The following is a 20,178-nucleotide window of genomic DNA, read 5'->3' as shown; positions in this document are numbered from 1 at the left end:
AATCTATCGTGATACAAAAGATCCCCGCGGTCAAAGTAAAAAACTTCCATTCGAATGGATTGGTTAATAGCTGGTAAATAAGCACAGCACTTAAAAAAACAAAAGTTCCTCCAAGGAGGGTAATCGCAAAGTGTATGCCATTGGGCATGAGGGTGATTCTTCAGACATATTATTCGACCAATAAATGAATGAGTCATTGACTGAGGGTAATCTATTTTGAAATGAATGCAATGTCCTTCGGCTGGCCACATTTTACATTGATGTTATTGCCTCGATTTTATATTTTCCTCGCAAAGCCGCACAATTTCAGCAATTCGTATGTCACGTGTTTCTACTCGTTTGGCTTGATTTAGCCAATACAGATAGTTTTTTCGATAGGACGGGCTGAAACGCTGATAATTCTCAAGCGCCATTGGATGAGCTGCGAAAGCTAACTCCAAATCTTTAGGGATGACTAGATTCTCAACATCGTCGAGTGATTCCCAAGAGCCATTTTGCTTTGCAAGTTCAATTTTCCGCAAGCCGCTTTCGTGCATCAAGTTCTGTTTAATGAGCTTTTCGATATAAGTTTTATTGAGTTTACTCCAGACGCTTTTGTCTTTTCTGGGTGCAAATAATTGAATGCGTCGTTCATCGTCTAATTTTTTGACCGTAGAATCAATCCACCCATAGCAAATAGCAACTTGTACCGCTTCTTCCCAACGCATGCTTTCAGTTTCGCTATCGACACGATAAAAGATCAAATGAATCCCTTTGGATGAGTGATGATTTTCATGCAACCAGTTACGCCATTCCTTGTCATTTTTGAAATAATACTGTTCTTTGGTCAGCGGCTTATTTGTTTGTTTTGAGTCTGAGGACATAAGATTCTGCCTAACTTAAAATTTTTTTTTGTTCTAGCAAGTTAACTATAAACTTCATTTCATTTTCAAAAAATATAACTCAAAATAGTAGAATAAAATGAATTTTGTTTTAGCTGAAGCGGTCTTTGCATAAATAAGTAATGCTAAAAATTATCCCAAACCCACTAAATTCTTTATGAGAAAATTCATGCAATTATTAAGTACCACCCACTGCTTCAACGGTGAACAACGCTTCTATCAGCATGATTCAAAAGAGATCGGCTTACCAATGAAATTTGGCATCTATTTACCGCCAAAGGCTTTGGTCGGTGAACGTTGCCTCGCATTGATCTATCTTGCAGGACTGACCTGTAATGAAGAAACTTTCCCAATTAAGGCCCATGCGCAGCAAATTGCCTCTGATTTGGGAGTGATTTTGATTTCTCCTGATACCAGTCCTCGCGGAGAGAGTGTTGCAACTGGAGACTATTGGGATATCGGTCAAGGGGCTGGCTTTTACTTAGACGCAATTGAGCAGCCTTGGGCTAAGCATTATCGGATGGAGTCCTACATCACCCGTGAGCTGTATACGCTGATTCAGGACAGTTTCCCCGTACAACGCCTTGGGCTGATGGGGCATTCTATGGGGGGCCATGGCGCGTTGACACTGGCACTCCGCCATCCAGACTTATTCCGCTCGGTCTCCGCCATTGCGCCGATAGCCGCACCGATTGATTGTCCATGGGGGATTAAGGCTTTTTCAACGTATTTGGGCACGGATCAATCGACATGGATTGAACACGATGCGACGCGTTTGGTGCGGGCTAAAGGCAAGCTGTTTAACAACATCCTGATTGATCAAGGCTTGGAGGATAAATTCCTAAATCAACTTAATCCTGATCTCTTTGAGGCAGCCTGTGCTCATGTTGGGCAGCCGCTGCAACTACGCCGTCATGCGCACTATGATCATGGTTATTATTTTATTCAAAGTGTGATGACTGATCATGTTGTTTTTCATGTTGAAGCCTTTGTCTAATTGGTCCAATTTCATTTCTATTTATATATTTTTACGACCACTTAGATTATTCTAAGTGTTGATTGGATTAGGGTATTATCACAAAAGTGGATGCCCTCCATGAGGTTTCAATGGGGTATTACTGTCCATAACTTTTTCCGAATATCTGAGTTCCAAGGGAATAAAGAAATATAAATAGGCAGTACTGTTACAGCAGATTAAACATCATTGATTTGCTCGTCTGTTCACTATGGAACGAATTTTGCGTTTTAAAAAATAGGATTTTAAAAATAGGATAGCAAGAAGGACAAAAATGGAAACTCTCCTTTCTCATGATTTATCGATGATGCAGCCATGACGACTTTGCCATTTCAGTCGAATGTCCCTACTCTGCCTACGGTTTCAAGCGAGCCTCAATCTGAAAGTGCACTGCCGGAATTGTTTGGGCAAAAGAGCCGTTTTCGTTTTTATGGCAAAGCGAGTGAATATTTCGGCATTTGGTTGGTCAATTGGCTGTTGACAATTATGACCTTAAGCTTGTATTCCCCTTGGGCTAAGGTGAGACGCCTACGTTATTTCTATACGCATACCGCACTTGAAGGGGCTCGTTTTGACTTCACGGGTCAAGCGCGTGCCATCTTTATTGGGCGGATTGCGGCTTTAGCCGTGTATTTCGGGGCGCATTCTGAAGGCGCCTTAAAGGGCTCTTGGTTACAGTGGGTTGCCGGTGTGCTGCTCTTTGCTATTTATGCCATCATTCCTTATCTGTTTCGGGCAACCTACCGCTTTAAAGCCAGAAATACGGTCTATCGTCATGTGCGATTTAAGTTCACCGGAACATGGCGACAGGCGTTTATGACCTATTGGGGCTTTGGTCTGCTGGTAATCATCAGTCTAGGTTTGCTGTTGCCCTATTATATTTATCGGCACAAGCGATATCAGTTCAGTAACTTACAGCTTGGGCGGTTAAAGTTTCAATTTCACGCGAAGGTGCGACACTTTTATGTCGCCATGTGGTTTCCGATGCTGTTATTGGTCGGTTTGTATGCTGGGTTGACTGCGCTGGCGATCTATCTATCCAACATGGATATCCATATCGAAGATTGGAAGGATGCCAAGAATATTCTATGGCGCTTAAGTCCGCTGATTTTTGTATTTTTGATGGTGCTCGCATCGATGTATTGGATTACCTCTGCGCTGGTCTTTCGGTTGTGCTGGTCACGGGTGTCACTGGGGCGGAGTGCTTTTACCAGTGATCTTAGCGTCTTTAAGTATTTATGGATCGCCTATAGTAATTTTTGGATCTGTGTCATGACGCTCGGCATGATGATCCCTTGGGCCATTATTCGTGTCCAGCGCTATCGGATTAATTCGGTCAGTATCGAGTGGCAGGACAATCCACAAGAGATTCTTGCAGTGATGCAAGCCGACCTAAAAGCATTTGGCGAGGAGCTTAATGATCTGATCGGAATCGATCTCTCCTTGTAAGCCTGAAGTCAGACTTTTATCAATCTCAAGGTATTCCCATCTATGGATTCAAAGCAACATCGTCATCTGAAGCAAGCCATCGCGATCCGATTCTTTGATGGGCAGAGTTCGCGTGAGCGTCAGGGGCGTATGTATCCCAGCGATGATAGCGGGGTGATTTGGGTCGATTTAGAAGGAGATAGTGACGCGCAGTCGTTTCGATTAAAAGATGGTTTGATTCGCGCTGCCATTGGTCAGACTCCGCCAATGATTGAGTTCGCGCATGATGTGTGTATAGAGCTACTGCAAATGGATTTACCCGATTGGTTGACGCCAACGGACTGGACGGAGTCACGCCTCGCATGGTTAAAGCGGATGTGGTTGAGCCGGATTTGGCGCTGGGAGAGTAGTCCGCGCTGGATATTGGTCAGTGTTGTGGTCACCATTATTTTTGCAGTTTTAGTCTTACAGTATGGGATACCGTTGATTGCTAAGCAGACGGCTTATGCACTGCCTGAGCATACCTTAGACGATCTTGGTGTCAGTACATTGGCAACACTTGATCATGACACGCTTAAGCACAGTGAATTGCCAATCTCTCGGCGGATCGAGATTCGTGAGGAATATAAGCATTGGATTTCTGCAAATCCGGAGCGGGAAATTATCTTTCGTCAAGGGGGGAAGTTGGGTCCCAACGCGTTTGCACTGCCTGATGGTCGAATTGTGGTAACGGATGAACTGGTCAATCTGGTGGCTAATGATTATGAGTTGCTGGCGGTACTTGCCCATGAGACGGGACATATCGAACGCCGCCATGCACTGCGGCAATCCATTACTAATGATTCTTTAAAAGCGCTGATCATCGCAGTGACTGGAAATACCACGAGCTTGCTGAATGAAACGCCCGCACAGTTGGTTGGGCTGACCTATTCTCGTGAATTCGAGCGCGAAGCGGATGATTATGCCTATGAGTTAATGGTGAAAAAGGAACTTCCGCTGCATTATTTCTCCGATATCTTGCTACGTTTGGAGACAGTGGGCGGTGGTGAAAATGATGGCAATGATTCGTTGAAAAATGGTCTTAAAAATTATATCTCAACACATCCCCCGACATCGGAGCGCATCGCGCGTTTTGAAGGTCATTCATAAAAAAATCCGCGTAGATACGCGGATTTTTTTATCTGTAAACGATAGGATTAATAACCCACAGTAAAACGCTGACGTGAGTGAGCAGGTTTTTCTAACTCATCAATATAAGCAATCGCGTAGTCTGCAAAGGTGATCCAGCTTTTGCCTGTGGCATCCACCAGCAAGTCATCTTGTCCAATGCGGAATTTACCTGTGCGCTCACCTTCGATGAACAACGCTGAAGGGGAGAGGAACGTCCAGTCGAGTTCGCTTTCTGAGCGCAGGGTATCGAGGTAGACACCACCTGCAGTGGCTTCCGCTTTATATTCTTCAGGGAAGTTCGGGGTATCAATGACTCTGACATTCGGTGCGACAAACAAACTACCTGCTCCACCGACAACCAGTAGACGAGGTACGCCTGCTTTTTTGACCGGATCAATGATGGCATGCGCAGGAATTGAGGAGAAATGCGCTGCACTAAATACGGCATCAGTGCCTTTTACAGCATCTGCAAGTGCAGCAGCATTCAGGATATCCACATCTTTGGTGGTGACGCCATCGCGCCCTGCTAAGCTTGATGCTTTGCGTGCAATTGCAGTGACGGTATGACCACGACGCAGTGCTTCCTCAAACAGTTGGCTTCCAGCGCGACCTGTAGCGCCGATGATGGCAATATGACTCATGAGATAACTCCTAAAATAAATTTAATATTGAATAATCAGATAAATGGGAAAAAGAAAATGATATCAATCACCACTTCATTTCACCTTTGGCCACTTTCGCGCTGAGTTCAAGTGATGACACGTCGTCTACTTGAGGATAGCGTTTCTTCATCGCATTGATCAGTGCGGCAGAGTCTTTTGCTTTAGCGGTTTCTTCATCAAATGTTTTGATGTAGCTTGCGGTGTAATCTACGGATTGAAGGGTTAGGGGAGCACCCGGTAAGTAATGTCCAGGGACGACTGTTTTAGGCTTCAGATTTTTGATCGTTTGTAAGGTCGCCAGCCAGTCTGTATGTGATTTTGGGGTTTGAGTGTCGGCCATCCAGACATGAATGTTTGGTCCGTCGACTACTACGCCACCCACAATTGCTTTAAGCGAAGGGATCCAGACCACACTGCGCTCAGGTTGATTGCCTTTAAGATCAATGATGTTGAGTTTCTTGCCATCAAGGGTCAGGCTGTCGCCTTGGAGCACATCTGGAATAATGGTTTGTTTCGGCGCATCTGCACCCAGTTTAGGTCCCCAGAACGCCAGTTTACCTGCAACCGTTTCTTTGATGTGGGCCACGGTTTGTGGGGTCGCGAAGACTTTGGCATCTGGGTAAGCCGCTTTGATGGTATCTAGACCAAAATAATAGTCAGGATCACCATGACTGATATAGATGGTGGTGAGTTTTTTGCCACTGGCTTTGATCTTTTCAATCACTTTTTCAGCTTGTGATTTGCCAAACTGCGCATCCACTAGAATCGCATCGGTTTTACCGGTGACCAGCACCGATGAGACAGGGAAAATCGAGTCTTTACCCGGATTATAGATATCTAGTTTGAGTGGTGCGGCCATCGCATATGAGGTTGCCGCGATGGTGAGTAGCGTGCTTGAGAGGATTGCGATTGAACGTAACTGAGACATGATTTACTCCAAATGATTTATAAGGTGCGCTGTTAATGTCATTGTTGCTGTATCTGTACGATAGGCGTTTTTATTCCTGTGAAAAAGCGTACTATTCGATATAGTTTGTTGCGTAAATCGGTCAAATCATGAGGGGAAACGATGGATAAGTTGTCAGCGATGGAGGTCTTTGTGACTGTCGTCGAGTCGGGTAGTCAGTCGGCGGCCGCTGAAAAACTGAATTTGTCTCGCCCCGTTGTTTCGCGTTATTTGGCGGAACTTGAGCAGTGGTCTGGCAGTCGTTTACTGCATCGCACCACGCGCAAACTCAGTCTCACTGCGGCAGGGAGCGAAATGTTGACACGCTGCCGTCAGATATTGGAGATGACCAATGATATGCAGGCAGTGCTATCCCCAACAGAAAGTCAGCCCCATGGTTTACTACGAATTACGACCAGTTCATCTTTTGCTCAGGTTCAGATCATGCAAGCGATCACGGATTATGTGAAGCAATATCCAGAGGTGAGTGTTGAGTTATTGTTATTTGACCATACGGTTGATTTGGTGGATGAGCGCATTGATTTAGCGATCCGAATTACGAACCATCTCGAGCCGAATCTCATTGCCCGTCAATTATCCGTTTGCCGTTCAGTGGTCTGCGCCTCTCCAGCGTATCTCAGTGAATACGGCACGCCTTTATGTGGGGAAGATTTGGCAGGTCATCATTGTTTAACGCATGCCTATCATGGCAAAAATGAATGGCAATTCGAGCATGAGGGCAAACTTAAGCATTTTTCCATCCATAGCAGAATATGCGCGAATGAAGCATCGATTTTGATGCAAGCCGCTATTGCAGGGGCGGGTGTTGCGCTACTCCCCACATCTTTAGTGGCGCCTTTGGTTCGGACCGGTGAGCTTACGGTGATTTTGCCTGATTATCATGCGCTTGAGCTAGGTATCTATGGTGTTTACACCTCGCGTAAGCACATGCCCGCAACGCTTCGAACCATGCTAGATTTTCTGGTGGGGTGGTTTGCACAACAGCCGACTTGGGATGAGCTATAGCGTATAAGATGTCCATGCAATGAGGACAGAATCATTATTTCCCCCTGATTTCTCCACTTTTGAGTTACATCTTGCTACAATCCACCGCGATAAATAGGCGATTTGGCAAACATTTGATCATTCAACACATGCGATCTAAAGCGACGCGAACCAGCATTGGTTCAGTGGCGCTGCTTTGTTTGCTGTGGCATTTAATGTTGCCAACCTTTATCAACTTTGGTCTGATGCCAGCCATCTACGGGCTCTCTGAGCATTGCCGACCACTGTCTATCCAAATCTCCTCGACACCCGCTACGCCTTCCGCAATGATGCACGACATGCACGACATGCACGACATGCACGACATGCACGACATGCACGACATGCACGACATGCACGACATGCACGACATGCACGACATGCACGACATGTCCGGAATGGATATGTCTGGGATGTCGATGCCAGCTCTACCTGAGTCGATTGTTAAGCCTGCGCCGATGATGGATAGCAGCATGCTGCATCATCATGATGCACGCGTACATGAAGTTATGGAGCTTGCGGCAAAAATTATGAAAAGCTGTCCATTGTGTTCGCATGGACTGGATGGCGGATTATTACCAACACTGGCGATTGTGCTGGTGTTGCTCATGCTGTTATTGACTTCATCGAAGTCGATTGTTCGAAGTGTTTATCGTACTTTTCATTCAAAATCTGTTGTCTTCTTTAGACCTCAACCTCACGCACCACCTGTTTATTCCTGATCTATCAAAACGATCCCAAAAAGCTTGAATGTGCCGCGTCACGCTTTGCATTGATGATTGTCAGTGCAAGTGTTCTACGCATTCAGCTTTTTATTCATCCAGTTTTATCAGGAATAGAATCTATGCGTCATGTGACTCAACAGGTCCGTTTTAAACGAACCGCTTTGGCCTTTGCTTGTGCTGCAACATCATTGACTGTGCATGCCGAAGTAACGCCAGAAGCTGAAATGGCCACTATCGTCGTTAAGGGTAAGTCCCCTATGGCTGAAAAAAACAATCAATTTCCAGCCACGACTGCCAGTATCACGGCTAAACAAGCCGCCGCAACGATCAACGTGGTCAATACCGAAGATGCGCTGAAATATTTGCCTGATGTCTTGGTGCGTAAACGCTATATCGGCGACACCAATGCACCGCTCGCAACGCGTACAACCGGTGTGAATGGCAGTGCCCGCAGTTTGATTTTTGCCGATGGCGTGTTGCTGTCTACATTGGTGAATAACAATAACGGCAACGGCTCACCGCAGTGGTTTATGGTTGCGCCTGAAGAGATTAGTCGGATTGACCTGATGTATGGTCCATATTCTGCCGCCTACGCAGGTAACTCTTATGGCGCGGTCGCTGAAATCACCACGCGCATGCCTGATCACTTCGAAGCCAGTGCAACGATTCGTGGCACTTCACAGCGTTACGCCCAGTATGGAACCAAAGATGAATATCCAGCGCAGCAGTACAGTGTCTTCTTAGGCGACCGCGTTGGAGATTTTTCTTGGGTATTTAGCGCCAATCATCTAGAAAGTGATAGTCAGCCAATCACCTTCGGCAGCATTGCTCAGTCAACGACCAAGGCAGGAGGTAACCTTCCTGTGATTAGCGGTGCGATCGCGGATCAGAACCGTACGGGCGGTGCAATTCAGTATCTGGGTGCAGGCAATATCAATCATACCGTGCAGGATAACTTCAAGCTCAAGCTTGGCTATGATTTTAGTCCGACATTGAGCGCGAACTATATGATTGGCTATTGGCAAAATGATGCCAATGCAACAGCGCGTTCATATCTGGCTGACAGTGCCGGAAATTCTTATTACGGTGCATCTACTGGGCAAGTTAATATTGGTGGATATGCCTACAGTGCCAGCGGCATTGCAGGCCAATTTGCCAGTAATTCAGTGGAACAGCAGCGTTTGATGCAGAGCTTAAATGTGAAGAGCCATAATGCTGGACCTTTCAACTGGGAACTGGTGGCCAGTAATTTTAGATATCTTGAAGACCTCACGCGCACCTCAACGGGGATTTATCCTGCGGCACAGTATGGCGGCGCAGGGCGTATTGCAGATGCCAAAGGCACAGGCTGGACGACCTTGGATTTGAAGGGACGCTTGCAAGCGCCCACTGAGGCATTGGTTGCCCATGATTTTAGTTTTGGGGTGCATGGGGATTGGTATCAATTATCCAGCCCAACGTTTAATACCAACAATTGGTCAGCGGGTAACCCAACCAGTCTCTATACCGATGCACGCGGTAAAACACAAACTCGTGCGCTGTGGTTGCAGGATGTCTGGCAGTTGACGCCAGTCCTGAAGGCAACACTGGGAGGGCGCTATGAGCAATGGCAGGCGAATGATGGCTTTAACTATGCGGTCACCAGTAATGGTAAAGGTTTTCCGATCAATCAGCCTAATGTCGATAAATCAGGATTCTCGCCCAAAGCCTCACTCGCATGGACAGCGAATGATTTATGGACGGTAACGGGCTCGATCGGCAAGGCTCTTCGTTTCCCAACGGTTGGCGAGCTTTATCAGAGCGTACAGACGGGAGCGACGTTCTCACAACCAAACCCTTATCTAAAGCCTGAGAGCGTACTATCGGATGAGCTGGCTTTTGAGCGTAAAACGGCAGAGAGCAAGCTGCGTATCTCTTTGTTTGAAGAGCGCGTATCCGATGCGCTGATTTCTCAAACATCAATGATTGCGGGTGTGACAAACCCCGTGTCCTTTACTCAGAATGTTGATAAAACCCGTCAGCGTGGTATTGAGTTATTTGCGCAGCATGACAATGTTTTGGTTCAAGGATTGGAGTTGTCTGGTAACGTGACCTATGTCAATGCCAAGATACTGGCTAATGATAGCTACGTACCGACGATTGCTGGCGCAACGTCAGTGGGCAAGCATACGCCTTATGTGCCTGACTGGCGGGCAACGTTGGTCGCGACGTATCGTCCTAATCCGCTCTGGGCGTTTACCTTGGCAGGGCGCTATAGCGGCAAGCAATATGCGACGGTGGATAATACCGATACTAATCCTGAAACTTATCAAGGTTTTCAGAGCTTCTTTGTGATGGATGCGCGGGTGAATTATAACTTTGCCAAGCATTGGAGTGCGGCTGTTGGGGTCGACAACCTGAATAATGAGCGTTACTTTTTATTCCATCCGTTTACTGAGCGCACGTTCTTTGGCGAGCTGAAATACACTTATTGATGGTACAGAGTGGTTTAATTAAAAAAATAAGGGCTTGGTATCAAGCCCTTATTTCATTTGAGTCATGTAGCAGATGTTACGTCAGAGTCAAACTAGCCTTCTATAATTGCGGTGACGCCAAGCCCGCCGGCGGTACACATGGAGATCAATGTCCGTCCTGATTGACCCGTTTTGGCACGGTGTTCAGCAAGATTCTTTGCAGCAGTAGCAAGGATACGCGCACCTGTTGCGGCAAAAGGATGCCCCAATCCAACTGATCCACCTTTTACATTCAGTTTGTTTCGATCAATCGCACCTAATGCGGCTTTTAAGCCCAGTGTATTTTTGCAGTATTCACTGCTCTCCCACGCTGCTATAGTACACAGGACTTGGCCTGCGAAGGCCTCATGGATCTCATAAAAATCAAAATCCTGTAAGGTTAAACCATTACGCGCAAGTAAACGGGGTACTGCATGTGCGGGCGCCATGAGCAGACCTTCAGGATTGGGACCAAAGAAGTCTACCGCAGCACTTTCAGCATCGATCAACCAAGCTTGGGGTTCAAAGCCATGAGCTTTGGCCCAGCTTTCAGAGGAGAGCAATACTGCTGCTGCACCATCCGTAAGGGGAGTCGAGTTGCCCGCCGTTAATGTACCTTGACCTGAGGTCTTATCAAAAGCGGGTTTCAGTTTCGCCAGTTTTTCGGCTGAGGTATCTGCACGGAGATTGTTATCGCGACTGAGTCCTTGAAACGGCACGATCAAGTCATCGTAGAAGCCTTCTTGGTAAGCTTTTGCGCCATTCAGATGGCTGGCCAGTGCGAGCTCATCTTGTGCCTCACGCGTGATCTTCCAGCGTTTGACCATCAGTTCGCAGTGCTCACCCATTGAAAGCCCTGTGCGGCGTTCGTTAATGTTGGGAATAGACGGTACAAACATGTCCGGACGGATTTCGGTTATCACACTAAAGCGTTCTGAACGGGTCTTACTGCGGTTAAATTTCAGCAGTAACTGGCGCAATTTTTCATTCAATGCGACAGGTGCATCAGAGGATGAATCAACACCCCCCGCAATACCGACTTCAATTTGTCCTAGCGCAATTTTATTACCCACGCTGATCGTTGTTTGTAATGATGTGGCACAAGCCTGTTGGACATCATAAGCGGGTGTGTTGGGGGAGAGGCCACTATCCAATGCGGCTTCACGGCTGATGTTGGCATCGCGGGAGTGCTTGAGTACGGCACCAGCCGCAACTTCACCGAGGCGTTCGCCTTCAAGCTTAAATTTATTGACCACACCTTTGAGTGCAGCGGTCAGCATTTCTGTATTGCTGGTGGTGACATAGTTGGTATTTTGCCGAGCAAAAGGAATGCGGGAACCACCAAGAATTGCAACGCGCTGTAGGGTTTTCATGGATTTCTCCTGTGATCAGAATAGATATTGTATAAATGAAGTCGCTTTAAGTTGTACTCTTAAATTATGGTCATCATTTATTTTTATATATTACGCTTGTCATGTATAATGTCAAGCATACTCAAAAATAATGGTGAACAGGATGAAAGTCAGTAAAGTTCAGGCGGAACAAAATCGTGAGCGCGTACTGGATGTTGCCGCAAAGTTATTCCGTGAGCGTGGTTTTGACGGCATTGGTGTTGCCGAACTGATGAAAAATGCAGGTCTGACCCATGGCGGGTTCTATGGTCAGTTTGATTCCAAAGAAGAGTTGATGGCCGAGGCCAGTGACCGCGCGTTTCAAGAGACGATTGGCAACTGGCATAAGATTGCAGCGTTTGCGGAGCAACGGGAGGCGGGTAGTGCGCTAAAAGTCATTACGCAGGCTTATCTGTCGAAAAAACACTGTGCAGAGCCTGGTGCGGGGTGTGTCATGGCGACACTCGGTATTGACGCCTCGCGCCAAAGCACGACAATCCGTCATAAACTAACGCAAGGGTTCAGGTCGCTGGTTGATCTTTTCGCAGGCTTAGTTACCCATGAATCAGAAGCAGTTAAACGCGAAAGATCTCTGGCCATTGTTGCCAGTCTGGTTGGTGCGATGGTAATCGCCCGCGCAGTGGATGACGAAACCCTGTCTGAAGAGGTGCTACAAGCAGTGTCTAAATCGATATTGTCTTAAAAAAAACAATGGGGCCAAGACGAAGTATCGTTCTATGAGGCTTTGACATTGGCATGCCCATATGGACAATGACGGCAAGCATTCCCACAGCAATCTCCACGCTTGAGCAGATACCAGCGTGAAAGTACCCAGTTACCATTTTCAATGGTGTAGTCCAAACCTTCGATCAACGGTTGATCTTTTAGAGCCATTGCCACCGCAGGGGCAAATAGATGAACCTTGCGATCATCAATGGTCTGTTCGATCCGCGTTTTGATGATAGACGTGAGGCAAGTCGGACACAGGCAGTCGCTCACTTCAGTCTCTGGGTCTGGATAGCGCAGTATTTTAGGATAATCCATACACCAGCACGGCTCATTATTCAGTGCTGAACAACCAAAGCTGGCTTGGCATCGCTGGCAGGTTTTATTCATCAGGAGCTGCTCAAAGGGAAAGGGCTACGGTAAAAATCTAAAGCGAATAGCGCATGATCAAACCAAATAGTCAGCTATATTATAGCTTAAGTTGGTAATGTTTCTAAGTCACAAAACCAAAACCCTTTGGTTTCTACGAGGGATATGCACTCGTATTGATCAGAACTTGAATCGTCTCGATCGTGATTTTGAGTGCTGATCGGCATAGGCGTTGGCAGTGGTCGATAGATCACTTCACCGCGTGTGAACCTGATGGGCTGGTGGAATATCGGCCCAGCAAAGCAGAAAGTATGGTATTCGCCATTCTCTCCGCAAGGATCGACAATTGGAGGTAAATCCTGAATAAATTGCGTGTCGATCTCACGTCCTGCCCAAGACTCATCAAGATATCCATCATTGATACAACAGGTGATGGTCTGGAAGCCTTGAGTCACAAATTCTTGGATAAGCTTTGTCGTATTGGATTGCCAGAGTGGAAACTCAGCAATTAAGCCGACTTTGGCGAGTTGGCGCTCACGATATTCACGCAGATCTTGCAGAAAAATATCACCAAAAATAACATGAGTCACGCCGATCGCTTTGGCTTGATTCAATGCGTTTGTCATTTGCTTTTCGTATTCTTGATTGCTGCCTGTGCTGCCCCAGACTTTAATCAAGGGTAAACCAATGGCATCCGCTTGAGCATCCAATAATTCCTCCCGTACACCGTGCATAGAGATGCGCTTAAACTCAACATTGAGTGTCGTCATTAATGTGACGACCTCAAAATCTTGACTAGCGCGATGCAATGCCATGGCGGAATCTTTGCCGCCACTCCAGCACATGAGGGCTTTGGGTTTCTGAGGATGTATTTTTATCGTGGTCATGATTGGAGAGACTCTAAGGAGACCATCATCATAATGGGCTAAATGGTGCAAAGCTATGCAACAGCGATCAATGCCTGATCTATAGCTTTAAATCGTTGCGGTTATGTCACGAAAGTCTATTTTTTATAAAATCTTTGTGTGGATTAGTGCAATCCATTTGTTTAAATCCTCTACAATAGCGCTCTTTTTTGCTAGAAGTGTTGAGGCATAGCATGGCGCGATCGTTGTGGCGTTCCACCTTTATTGTCAGTGCAATGACAATGCTGTCGCGTATCTTGGGTTTAGTGCGGGATATGGTTTTGCTCAATGTCTTTGGTGCAGGCGGTGTGATGGATGCCTTTTTGGTGGCATTCAAAATTCCCAATTTCCTGCGCAGACTTTTTGCAGAAGGGGCGTTTTCGCAAGCGTTTGTACCTGTTTTATCTGAATATAAAACCACCAGAACACATGAAGAAGTCCAGATTCTGATCAGTCGAGCATCGGGTTCGCTCATGCTCATCTTAGGTGTGCTAACCACCTTTGCAGTTGTCGCGTCCCCTTTAGTGATTTTTATTTTTGCCCCGGGCTTTCATGGTCAGGAAGTCAAATTTCAGTTGGCTGTGGAGCTGCTGCGCCTGACATTTCCGTATTTGTTACTCATTTCAATGACTGCTTTTGCGGGTAGCGTTTTGAATAGCTATGGCTCTTTTGCCACGGCTTCTTTTGCACCCGTCTTATTGAATGTGACGATGATCGCCGCCGCGTGGTGGCTTGCGCCGCTAATGAGTATACCTGTCATGGCGCTCGGCTGGGGCGTAATGGCTGCGGGTTTCATTCAGCTTGCAATCCAGATTCCGGAACTCTGGAAGAAAAAACTGCTGATTCCACCAAAAGTCGATTTTAAGCACGAAGGTGTAGTGCGGATTTTGAAGCTGATGCTTCCGGCACTCTTTGGCGTGTCTGTGGTACAGATCAACTTGTTGCTAGACACCGTGTTGGCGTCCTTTATGAAAGAAGGCTCTGTGTCGTGGTTGTATACCGCAGAGCGGATGACAGAATTGCCATTGGGTTTGATTGGTATTGCGATTGCGACTGTTATTTTGCCCTCACTTTCTGCGATCCATGCCGAAAAAGATCATGATCGCTTCAAACGTATGCTGGATTGGGCCACTCAAGTCATTGCTCTAGTAGGGATTCCTGCCAGTCTTGCCATGATTTTGCTCGCAGAACCCATGATCCAAGCGTTATTTCAGCATGGTCGCTTTGGGCAGGCGGATGTTGATATGACCGTCTGGGCACTGCGTGGCTTATCCGGCGGTATTTTGGCGTTTATGTTGATCAAAATTTTTGCACCGGGCTTTTATGCCCGCCAAGATACCAAGACCCCGGTCAAGATTGGCTTGATTGCGGTGGTTGCCAATATGGTATTTAACCTGATTTTGGTCGGAATTTTCCATTTGCTGCAATGGCCACTGCATGCGGCTTTGTCTCTCGCCAGCACAGCATCGGCTTTCTTAAATGCGGGTATGCTCTATCGTGCATTGGCACGGGATGGTGTCTATCGTATTGAATCGCACTGGAAAGTGATTGGTTTCCGCTATCTCTGTGGCAATGTCTTGATGGCGGTTGTCTTGGTCGGTGGTTTGCAGTTCTATCAACACGATGCTCCTCAACTACAGCGCATTGCCGAATTGGCGTCATTATGTTTGCTGGGTGCAACCGCTTACGGTGTCGGTTTATTACTGACTGGATTTAGACCGAGTCAGATTCGACACCATTGATTAAAGATGAATTGATTCATGTGTTTTAGGCAGTGTGTACTTAGGCGTGCAAGGTTGGGTAGCAGACGACAGCGCACAAATCTGGCACACTATACATATTCTCTATTGCTGATTATTTATCGCGCATGAAACTGCTTCGTTTACACAGCTTGCCCCATGATTGTGTGTTGCCGCCGCTTGCGGTCACGATTGGTAATTTTGATGGCGTACATTTGGGTCATCAAGCGATGATCCAAACGTTGAAAGATACAGCAAAGGAACTGGGTCTCAAGACGCTCGTCATGCTGTTTGAGCCTCAACCCCAAGAGTTTTTTCGCGGTGAAGAAGCGCCTGCGCGGATTACGTCATGGCGTGAGAAAGTCGAAATCCTGAAGTCGCTTGATGTGGATTACGTGCTTCTGGTGCGATTTGATCAGTCGTTTCGCTCATTGACGGCACAAGCCTTTGCCGATCTGCTCAAAAACCTTCTCAATGCACGTGAACTGGTGATTGGTGATGACTTCCGTTTTGGCTGTGATCGGGCTGGTGATGTAGCGTTTTTGAAGGACTATGGCTTTCCCGTTGCGGTTTTACCGACGATCTTGGTGGATGGCGCACGGGTCAGTTCGACGCGTATTCGGGAGTTACTGGCCAGCGGTGATTTTGTGGCTGCCGCCCGTTTACTAGGGCGTCCGTATCGCATTACCGGGCGGGTGCAATACGGGGATCAGATTGGTCGAACCATTGATTTCCCAACGGCTAATGTCGCCTTGAATCGTTTGACACCGTGTTTGCATGGTATTTATGCCGTGCAAATGGACTTGGCAGATGGTACCAGTCTCTTCGATCTGACTGGTGGACAAGCGATTCCTGCTTATGCAACTGGTAGTGTGTTTGGGGCGGGGCATGTGGGTACTCGCCCTGCGATCAAAGATCAGAGCAAAAAGACCTGGCGTCTAGAAGTGTTTTTACCGCATACCGCACATCCAGAGAAGTTGTCTGTGGATCTGTATGGTTTACGGGTGAGCGTGACATTCTTGCACTTCTTGCACGGTGAACTAAATTACCCCTCACTGGAAGCACTGCAAAACGGCATCCAGAATGATGTGAAGCAATTGATGGATTATCGGCAGTCAAATAGCGTATTTCCGATAGAGATCACGGATTTGCATGTGGTAGTCGATGATGCTGATATTGAAAAAATTAATATTGAAAAGATGGTTTTGAAGTAATAAGTCCCTCATATAGGGAACAAGAGCTTGAGTGATTTTAAACATTAAACTGCAAATTAACTGCTAATTTTTAATTGGATCGTAGAACCTGATGAGTGATCGTAAAGACGACAAAGTTGATTCTAAAACTGACTATAAAGATACGCTGAACCTGCCAGATACGCCTTTTGCGATGCAAGCTAAACTTGCAACCCGTGAAGTGCAGTGGCTTGCGGATTGGCAAGCAGACGGTCTATACGAGCAAGTCCGTGCTGCGCGCGCAGGCAAGCCAAAATATATGCTGCATGATGGCCCGCCCTATGCAAACGGCCAGATCCACTTGGGTCATGCGGTCAATAAAGTTCTGAAAGATATCATTATCAAAAGCAAAACCTTGTCGGGCTTTGATGCACCGTATGTTCCCGGCTGGGACTGTCACGGCTTGCCGATCGAACAGAAAGTGGAAGAAAAAGTCGGCAAAGTTGGTGTCAAAGTCGATGCGACCAAGTTCCGTGAGCTGTGCCGTGAATACGCCGCAAGCCAAGTTGAGCTACAAAAGAAAGACTTTGAACGTCTGGGTGTGTTGGGGGACTGGAATAACCCTTACCTCACGATGAATTTTAAGCAAGAAGCCAATACGGTTCGTGCGCTGGGTAAAATTGTTGAAGCGGGCCATGTGCAACCGGGTCTCAAGCCAGTGAACTGGTGTTTGGATTGTGGTTCATCCTTGGCTGAAGCGGAAGTGGAATATCAAGACAAAAAATCTGATGCCATTGACGTCGGCTTTGGTGTGGTTGATCTTGCTGATCTCTCGAAACGCATCCATGTTGAGGTGAAGAATCCTGTTGAAGTGGTGATCTGGACCACGACACCATGGACACTGCCTGCCAACCAAGCGGTGGCGCTGAATGCGGATCTGGATTATCAACTCGTTGAAGTTGAGTCAGAGGCGAGCACTATCGCTTTGATTCTGGCTGCGAAACTGTCTGGTGAAGCGACTGAACGTTATGGATTGAAAAATCCTAAAGTTTTGGCAACCTTCAAAGGTGCCGTGCTGGAACATTTAACGCTGCAGCATCCATTGATCGTAGAACGTCAGGTGCCTGTGATTTTGGGTGAGCATGTCATGGATTCCAGTGGTACGGGTGCGGTGCATACTGCGCCGGGCCATGGTGTGGACGACTATAAAGTTGGTCTGCAATACAACCTGAAAGTTGAAAATCCGGTAAGTGGTAGCGGTGTCTATTTACCCGAGGCCGCCGTGTTTGCCGGTCAGCATATCTATAAAGCCAATCCACAAATCATCGAACAACTGAAGTCGGATCGTAAGCTCTGGGCGCATGTTGCGATTACCCATAGTTATCCACACTGCTGGCGCCATAAAACGCCGATTATCTTCCGTGCCACGCCGCAGTGGTTTATCAGCATGGAGAAACAAAATCTGCGCGCTGAAGCCATGGATGCGATCAAACAGGTTACTTGGATTCCGGATTGGGGTCAAAACCGGATTGAGGCGATGATTGATGGTCGTCCAGATTGGTGTATCTCGCGTCAGCGCACATGGGGCGTGCCAATCCCGTTCTTTATCCATAAGGACACCGGTGCATTACATCCAGATACCGAACAGCTGATCGACAAGGTTGCTGACCTGATTGAGCAAGGCGGTGTGGACGCATGGTTTAAAGCAGACGCTGCGGATTTAATCGGTGCGGATGCTGCACACTACAACAAAGCAACCGATACCCTCGATGTTTGGTTTGACTCGGGTGTGACGCACTATTGCGTCCTCAAACAACGCCCTGAATTGTCATTCCCAGCTGATCTATACCTCGAAGGTTCAGACCAACATCGCGGTTGGTTCCAGACATCACTGTTGACGGGTCTGGCGATCGACAATACTGCACCGTTTAAGAAAGTGCTGACACATGGTTTTGTGGTTGATGTAAACGGCCGCAAAATGTCGAAGTCACTGGGTAATATCATTGCCCCGCAAGATGTGATCAAAGACATTGGTGCCGATGGTGTGCGTTTCTGGATTGCATCCAGTGACTATCGTTACGAAATGACTGCAGGTAAAGAAATATTTAACCGAACTACCGATGGCTATCGCCGTATCCGCAATACCTTGCGTTTTATATTGGCGAATCTGAATGGCTTCAATCCAGCGACTGATTTGGTCGCAATTGAAGATATGGTTGCTTTGGACCAGTTTATTTTGAAGCGTGCTGCGGCGGTACAAAATAGCATCCAAGCGGCTTATGATGAAATGAGCTTCCATGTGGTATGTAGCCAGATGGTCGCGTTCTGTACCAGTGATCTGGGTGGTTTTTACCTTGATATCATCAAAGATCGTCAATACACCACCAAGTCGGATTCACTGGCGCGCCGTTCAGCGCAAACGGCGCTGTATCACTTGGTCAATGCCTTTGTGCGTTGGATGAGCCCAATCTTGACTTTTACCGCGCAAGAAGTATGGCCATTGATTCCACAAAATGAGAATCAACTCGTTGATAAATATGTTTTTACGACTGAGTGGTATGATATTCCGGTTACGAGTGTAGAAAAAATTAGTGATGCTGAATGGCTCTCGATATGGGATGTGAAGTCTGCAATCAATAAACTGATTGAAAATGCACGCAATGCCAAAACTGTGGGTGCGAATCTCTCTGCTAAAGTACAGATCTGGGCAGAGCCGCATATCTATCAAGTGCTTGCTAAACTGAAAGACGAGTTACGCTTCGTGCTGATCGTGAGTGATGTTGAGCTGAATCATAATGGTGTCGGGGAAGGTGAAGCGACAGAACTCAGTGGCTTACATGCCTATGTGACTGCGGCAGAAGGCGTGAAATGCGCACGCTGCTGGCATGTGCGTACCGATGTGGGCAGCAGTCCTGCGCACCCTGATCTTTGTCTGCGCTGCGTCGAAAATGTCGATGGTAGCGGTGAGGTACGTCACTATGCTTAAGCTTATCCAATCTTTCCGCCGTGAGAACTTGGTCTGGCTGGGACTCAGTGTACTGGCAATTCTGCTTGATCAATGGACCAAGCATATCGCTTCGACTCATCTGACTTATGGTGAGGCGCAACCAGTATTCCCTAGTCTGGATTGGACCCTGCTGCATAACCATGGCGCAGCGTTTAGCTTCTTATCTGATGCTGGTGGTTGGCAGCGTTATTTGTTTACGGGCCTTGCCATCATTGTTTCAGTCCTTTTTATTGGTTGGCTGCTGCGCTTACCGCGTGATACCAAAGTACTGGCGACAGGCATCGCCTTGGTGCTTGGCGGTGCAATTGGCAATCTGATTGATCGGATGTCATTGGGCTATGTGGTCGATTTTATTAGTGTTTACTATAACGGTCATTATTTCCCGTCTTTCAATCTTGCCGATAGCGCGATTACGCTGGGTACCATTTTTTTAATTATTGATATGTTGTTCTTGGACAAGATTCGTCAGAGCAAAAAGGATCAGGCAAGCAATGACTCAAAATAAC

Annotated in this window: 15 protein-coding genes and 2 pseudogenes; 11 read left to right on the top strand and 6 right to left on the bottom strand. The window is 47.0% G+C overall.

From position 1 onward, the window contains the following. Positions 1–263 precede the first annotated feature (263 nt). A complete protein-coding gene (locus tag ACLHG7_RS08485; protein ID WP_410210614.1) occupies positions 264–863 on the bottom strand; it encodes a YdeI/OmpD-associated family protein in 600 nt (199 codons plus the stop codon). 187 nt (positions 864–1,050) lie between these two features. Between ACLHG7_RS08485 and fghA the strand changes: the two genes are divergently transcribed. From fghA to ACLHG7_RS08470, 3 genes are all read left to right on the top strand, one after another. Continuing rightward, positions 1,051–1,878: an S-formylglutathione hydrolase gene (fghA, locus tag ACLHG7_RS08480; RefSeq protein WP_410210613.1), complete on the top strand. Its 828-nt coding sequence runs from the start codon at positions 1,051–1,053 to the stop codon at positions 1,876–1,878. Positions 1,879–2,211: 333 nt separating this feature from the next. Next, positions 2,212–3,345 (top strand): YjgN family protein, encoded by a 1,134-nt coding sequence (locus tag ACLHG7_RS08475; RefSeq protein WP_410210612.1) that lies wholly within the window; start codon positions 2,212–2,214, stop codon positions 3,343–3,345. A gap of 42 nt (positions 3,346–3,387) precedes the next feature. After that, a complete protein-coding gene (locus ACLHG7_RS08470; protein ID WP_410210611.1) occupies positions 3,388–4,473 on the top strand; it encodes a M48 family metallopeptidase in 1,086 nt (361 codons plus the stop codon). Between the two features lie 47 nt (positions 4,474–4,520). Here ACLHG7_RS08470 and ACLHG7_RS08465 read toward each other — a convergent pair whose 3' ends face one another. Beyond that, entirely contained in the window at positions 4,521–5,135 is a 615-nt protein-coding gene (locus ACLHG7_RS08465) for an NAD(P)-dependent oxidoreductase (protein WP_410210610.1), read from the bottom strand. A 67-nt stretch (positions 5,136–5,202) separates the two neighbouring features. Next, positions 5,203–6,084 (bottom strand): MBL fold metallo-hydrolase, encoded by an 882-nt coding sequence (locus ACLHG7_RS08460; RefSeq protein WP_410210609.1) that lies wholly within the window; start codon positions 6,082–6,084, stop codon positions 5,203–5,205. 141 nt (positions 6,085–6,225) lie between these two features. On the opposite strand from ACLHG7_RS08460, the gene ACLHG7_RS08455 reads away from it, so the two are divergent. The 3 genes from ACLHG7_RS08455 to ACLHG7_RS08445 all read left to right on the top strand — a co-directional run bounded on the left by ACLHG7_RS08455 (position 6,226) and on the right by ACLHG7_RS08445 (position 10,345). After that, a complete protein-coding gene (locus ACLHG7_RS08455) occupies positions 6,226–7,128 on the top strand; it encodes a LysR family transcriptional regulator (RefSeq protein WP_410210608.1) in 903 nt (300 codons plus the stop codon). Between the two features lie 128 nt (positions 7,129–7,256). After that, positions 7,257–7,868: a hypothetical protein gene (locus tag ACLHG7_RS08450; RefSeq protein ID WP_410210607.1), complete on the top strand. Its 612-nt coding sequence runs from the start codon at positions 7,257–7,259 to the stop codon at positions 7,866–7,868. A gap of 122 nt (positions 7,869–7,990) precedes the next feature. Beyond that, positions 7,991–10,345 carry a TonB-dependent receptor gene (locus tag ACLHG7_RS08445; RefSeq protein WP_410210606.1) on the top strand — a complete coding sequence of 785 codons (2,355 nt, stop codon included), beginning with the start codon at positions 7,991–7,993 and terminating at the stop codon, positions 10,343–10,345. Between the two features lie 92 nt (positions 10,346–10,437). On the opposite strand, the pseudogene ACLHG7_RS08440 reads toward ACLHG7_RS08445, so the two are convergent. Continuing rightward, positions 10,438–11,748, bottom strand: a pseudogene (locus ACLHG7_RS08440) (acetyl-CoA C-acetyltransferase); the annotation flags it as partial. Between the two features lie 130 nt (positions 11,749–11,878). On the opposite strand from ACLHG7_RS08440, the gene ACLHG7_RS08435 reads away from it, so the two are divergent. After that, on the top strand, positions 11,879–12,457 hold the full coding sequence (locus ACLHG7_RS08435) for a TetR/AcrR family transcriptional regulator (RefSeq protein ID WP_410210605.1): 579 nt from the start codon (positions 11,879–11,881) through the stop codon (positions 12,455–12,457). Between the two features lie 32 nt (positions 12,458–12,489). On the opposite strand, the gene ACLHG7_RS08430 is transcribed toward ACLHG7_RS08435, so the two are convergent. Both ACLHG7_RS08430 and ACLHG7_RS08425 read right to left on the bottom strand, forming a co-directional pair. Next, the gene (locus tag ACLHG7_RS08430; RefSeq protein WP_410210604.1) at positions 12,490–12,870 is read right to left on the bottom strand and encodes a cysteine-rich CWC family protein; all 381 of its coding nucleotides are present in this window, start codon (positions 12,868–12,870) and stop codon (positions 12,490–12,492) included. An 86-nt stretch (positions 12,871–12,956) separates the two neighbouring features. Beyond that, a complete protein-coding gene (locus ACLHG7_RS08425; protein WP_410210603.1) occupies positions 12,957–13,736 on the bottom strand; it encodes a diphthine--ammonia ligase in 780 nt (259 codons plus the stop codon). Positions 13,737–13,948: 212 nt separating this feature from the next. On the opposite strand from ACLHG7_RS08425, the gene murJ reads away from it, so the two are divergent. From murJ to lspA, 4 genes and pseudogenes are all read left to right on the top strand, one after another. Next, positions 13,949–15,496, top strand: coding sequence for a murein biosynthesis integral membrane protein MurJ (murJ, locus tag ACLHG7_RS08420; protein ID WP_410210602.1), 1,548 nt, complete (start codon positions 13,949–13,951; stop codon positions 15,494–15,496). Positions 15,497–15,621: 125 nt separating this feature from the next. Then, positions 15,622–16,626 (top strand): annotated as a pseudogene (gene ribF / locus ACLHG7_RS08415) (riboflavin biosynthesis protein RibF); the annotation flags it as partial. A 172-nt stretch (positions 16,627–16,798) separates the two neighbouring features. After that, positions 16,799–19,651 carry an isoleucine--tRNA ligase gene (gene ileS / locus ACLHG7_RS08410; RefSeq protein ID WP_410210601.1) on the top strand — a complete coding sequence of 951 codons (2,853 nt, stop codon included), beginning with the start codon at positions 16,799–16,801 and terminating at the stop codon, positions 19,649–19,651. Further along, positions 19,644–20,177: a signal peptidase II gene (gene lspA, locus ACLHG7_RS08405; protein ID WP_410210600.1), complete on the top strand. Its 534-nt coding sequence runs from the start codon at positions 19,644–19,646 to the stop codon at positions 20,175–20,177. Before ileS ends, lspA begins: the two co-directional genes overlap by 8 nt. Position 20,178 lies beyond the last annotated feature (1 nt).

Origin of the sequence: Aquirhabdus sp. (assembly GCF_046462495.1) — a bacterium.
GTDB lineage: Bacteria > Pseudomonadota > Gammaproteobacteria > Pseudomonadales > Moraxellaceae > Aquirhabdus.
Note: the sequence above shows the minus strand (reverse complement) of the source record. Positions and strands in the feature narration are given on the sequence as shown.

Coding starts and splice junctions, on each gene's coding strand:
- ACLHG7_RS08485 (WP_410210614.1), bottom strand. CDS start 863: ATGTCCTCAGACTCAAAACAAACAAATAAGCCGCTGACCAAAGAACAG.
- fghA (WP_410210613.1), top strand. CDS start 1,051: ATGCAATTATTAAGTACCACCCACTGCTTCAACGGTGAACAACGCTTC.
- ACLHG7_RS08475 (WP_410210612.1), top strand. CDS start 2,212: ATGACGACTTTGCCATTTCAGTCGAATGTCCCTACTCTGCCTACGGTT.
- ACLHG7_RS08470 (WP_410210611.1), top strand. CDS start 3,388: ATGGATTCAAAGCAACATCGTCATCTGAAGCAAGCCATCGCGATCCGA.
- ACLHG7_RS08465 (WP_410210610.1), bottom strand. CDS start 5,135: ATGAGTCATATTGCCATCATCGGCGCTACAGGTCGCGCTGGAAGCCAA.
- ACLHG7_RS08460 (WP_410210609.1), bottom strand. CDS start 6,084: ATGTCTCAGTTACGTTCAATCGCAATCCTCTCAAGCACGCTACTCACC.
- ACLHG7_RS08455 (WP_410210608.1), top strand. CDS start 6,226: ATGGATAAGTTGTCAGCGATGGAGGTCTTTGTGACTGTCGTCGAGTCG.
- ACLHG7_RS08450 (WP_410210607.1), top strand. CDS start 7,257: ATGCGATCTAAAGCGACGCGAACCAGCATTGGTTCAGTGGCGCTGCTT.
- ACLHG7_RS08445 (WP_410210606.1), top strand. CDS start 7,991: ATGCGTCATGTGACTCAACAGGTCCGTTTTAAACGAACCGCTTTGGCC.
- ACLHG7_RS08435 (WP_410210605.1), top strand. CDS start 11,879: ATGAAAGTCAGTAAAGTTCAGGCGGAACAAAATCGTGAGCGCGTACTG.
- ACLHG7_RS08430 (WP_410210604.1), bottom strand. CDS start 12,870: ATGAATAAAACCTGCCAGCGATGCCAAGCCAGCTTTGGTTGTTCAGCA.
- ACLHG7_RS08425 (WP_410210603.1), bottom strand. CDS start 13,736: ATGACCACGATAAAAATACATCCTCAGAAACCCAAAGCCCTCATGTGC.
- murJ (WP_410210602.1), top strand. CDS start 13,949: ATGGCGCGATCGTTGTGGCGTTCCACCTTTATTGTCAGTGCAATGACA.
- ileS (WP_410210601.1), top strand. CDS start 16,799: ATGAGTGATCGTAAAGACGACAAAGTTGATTCTAAAACTGACTATAAA.
- lspA (WP_410210600.1), top strand. CDS start 19,644: ATGCTTAAGCTTATCCAATCTTTCCGCCGTGAGAACTTGGTCTGGCTG.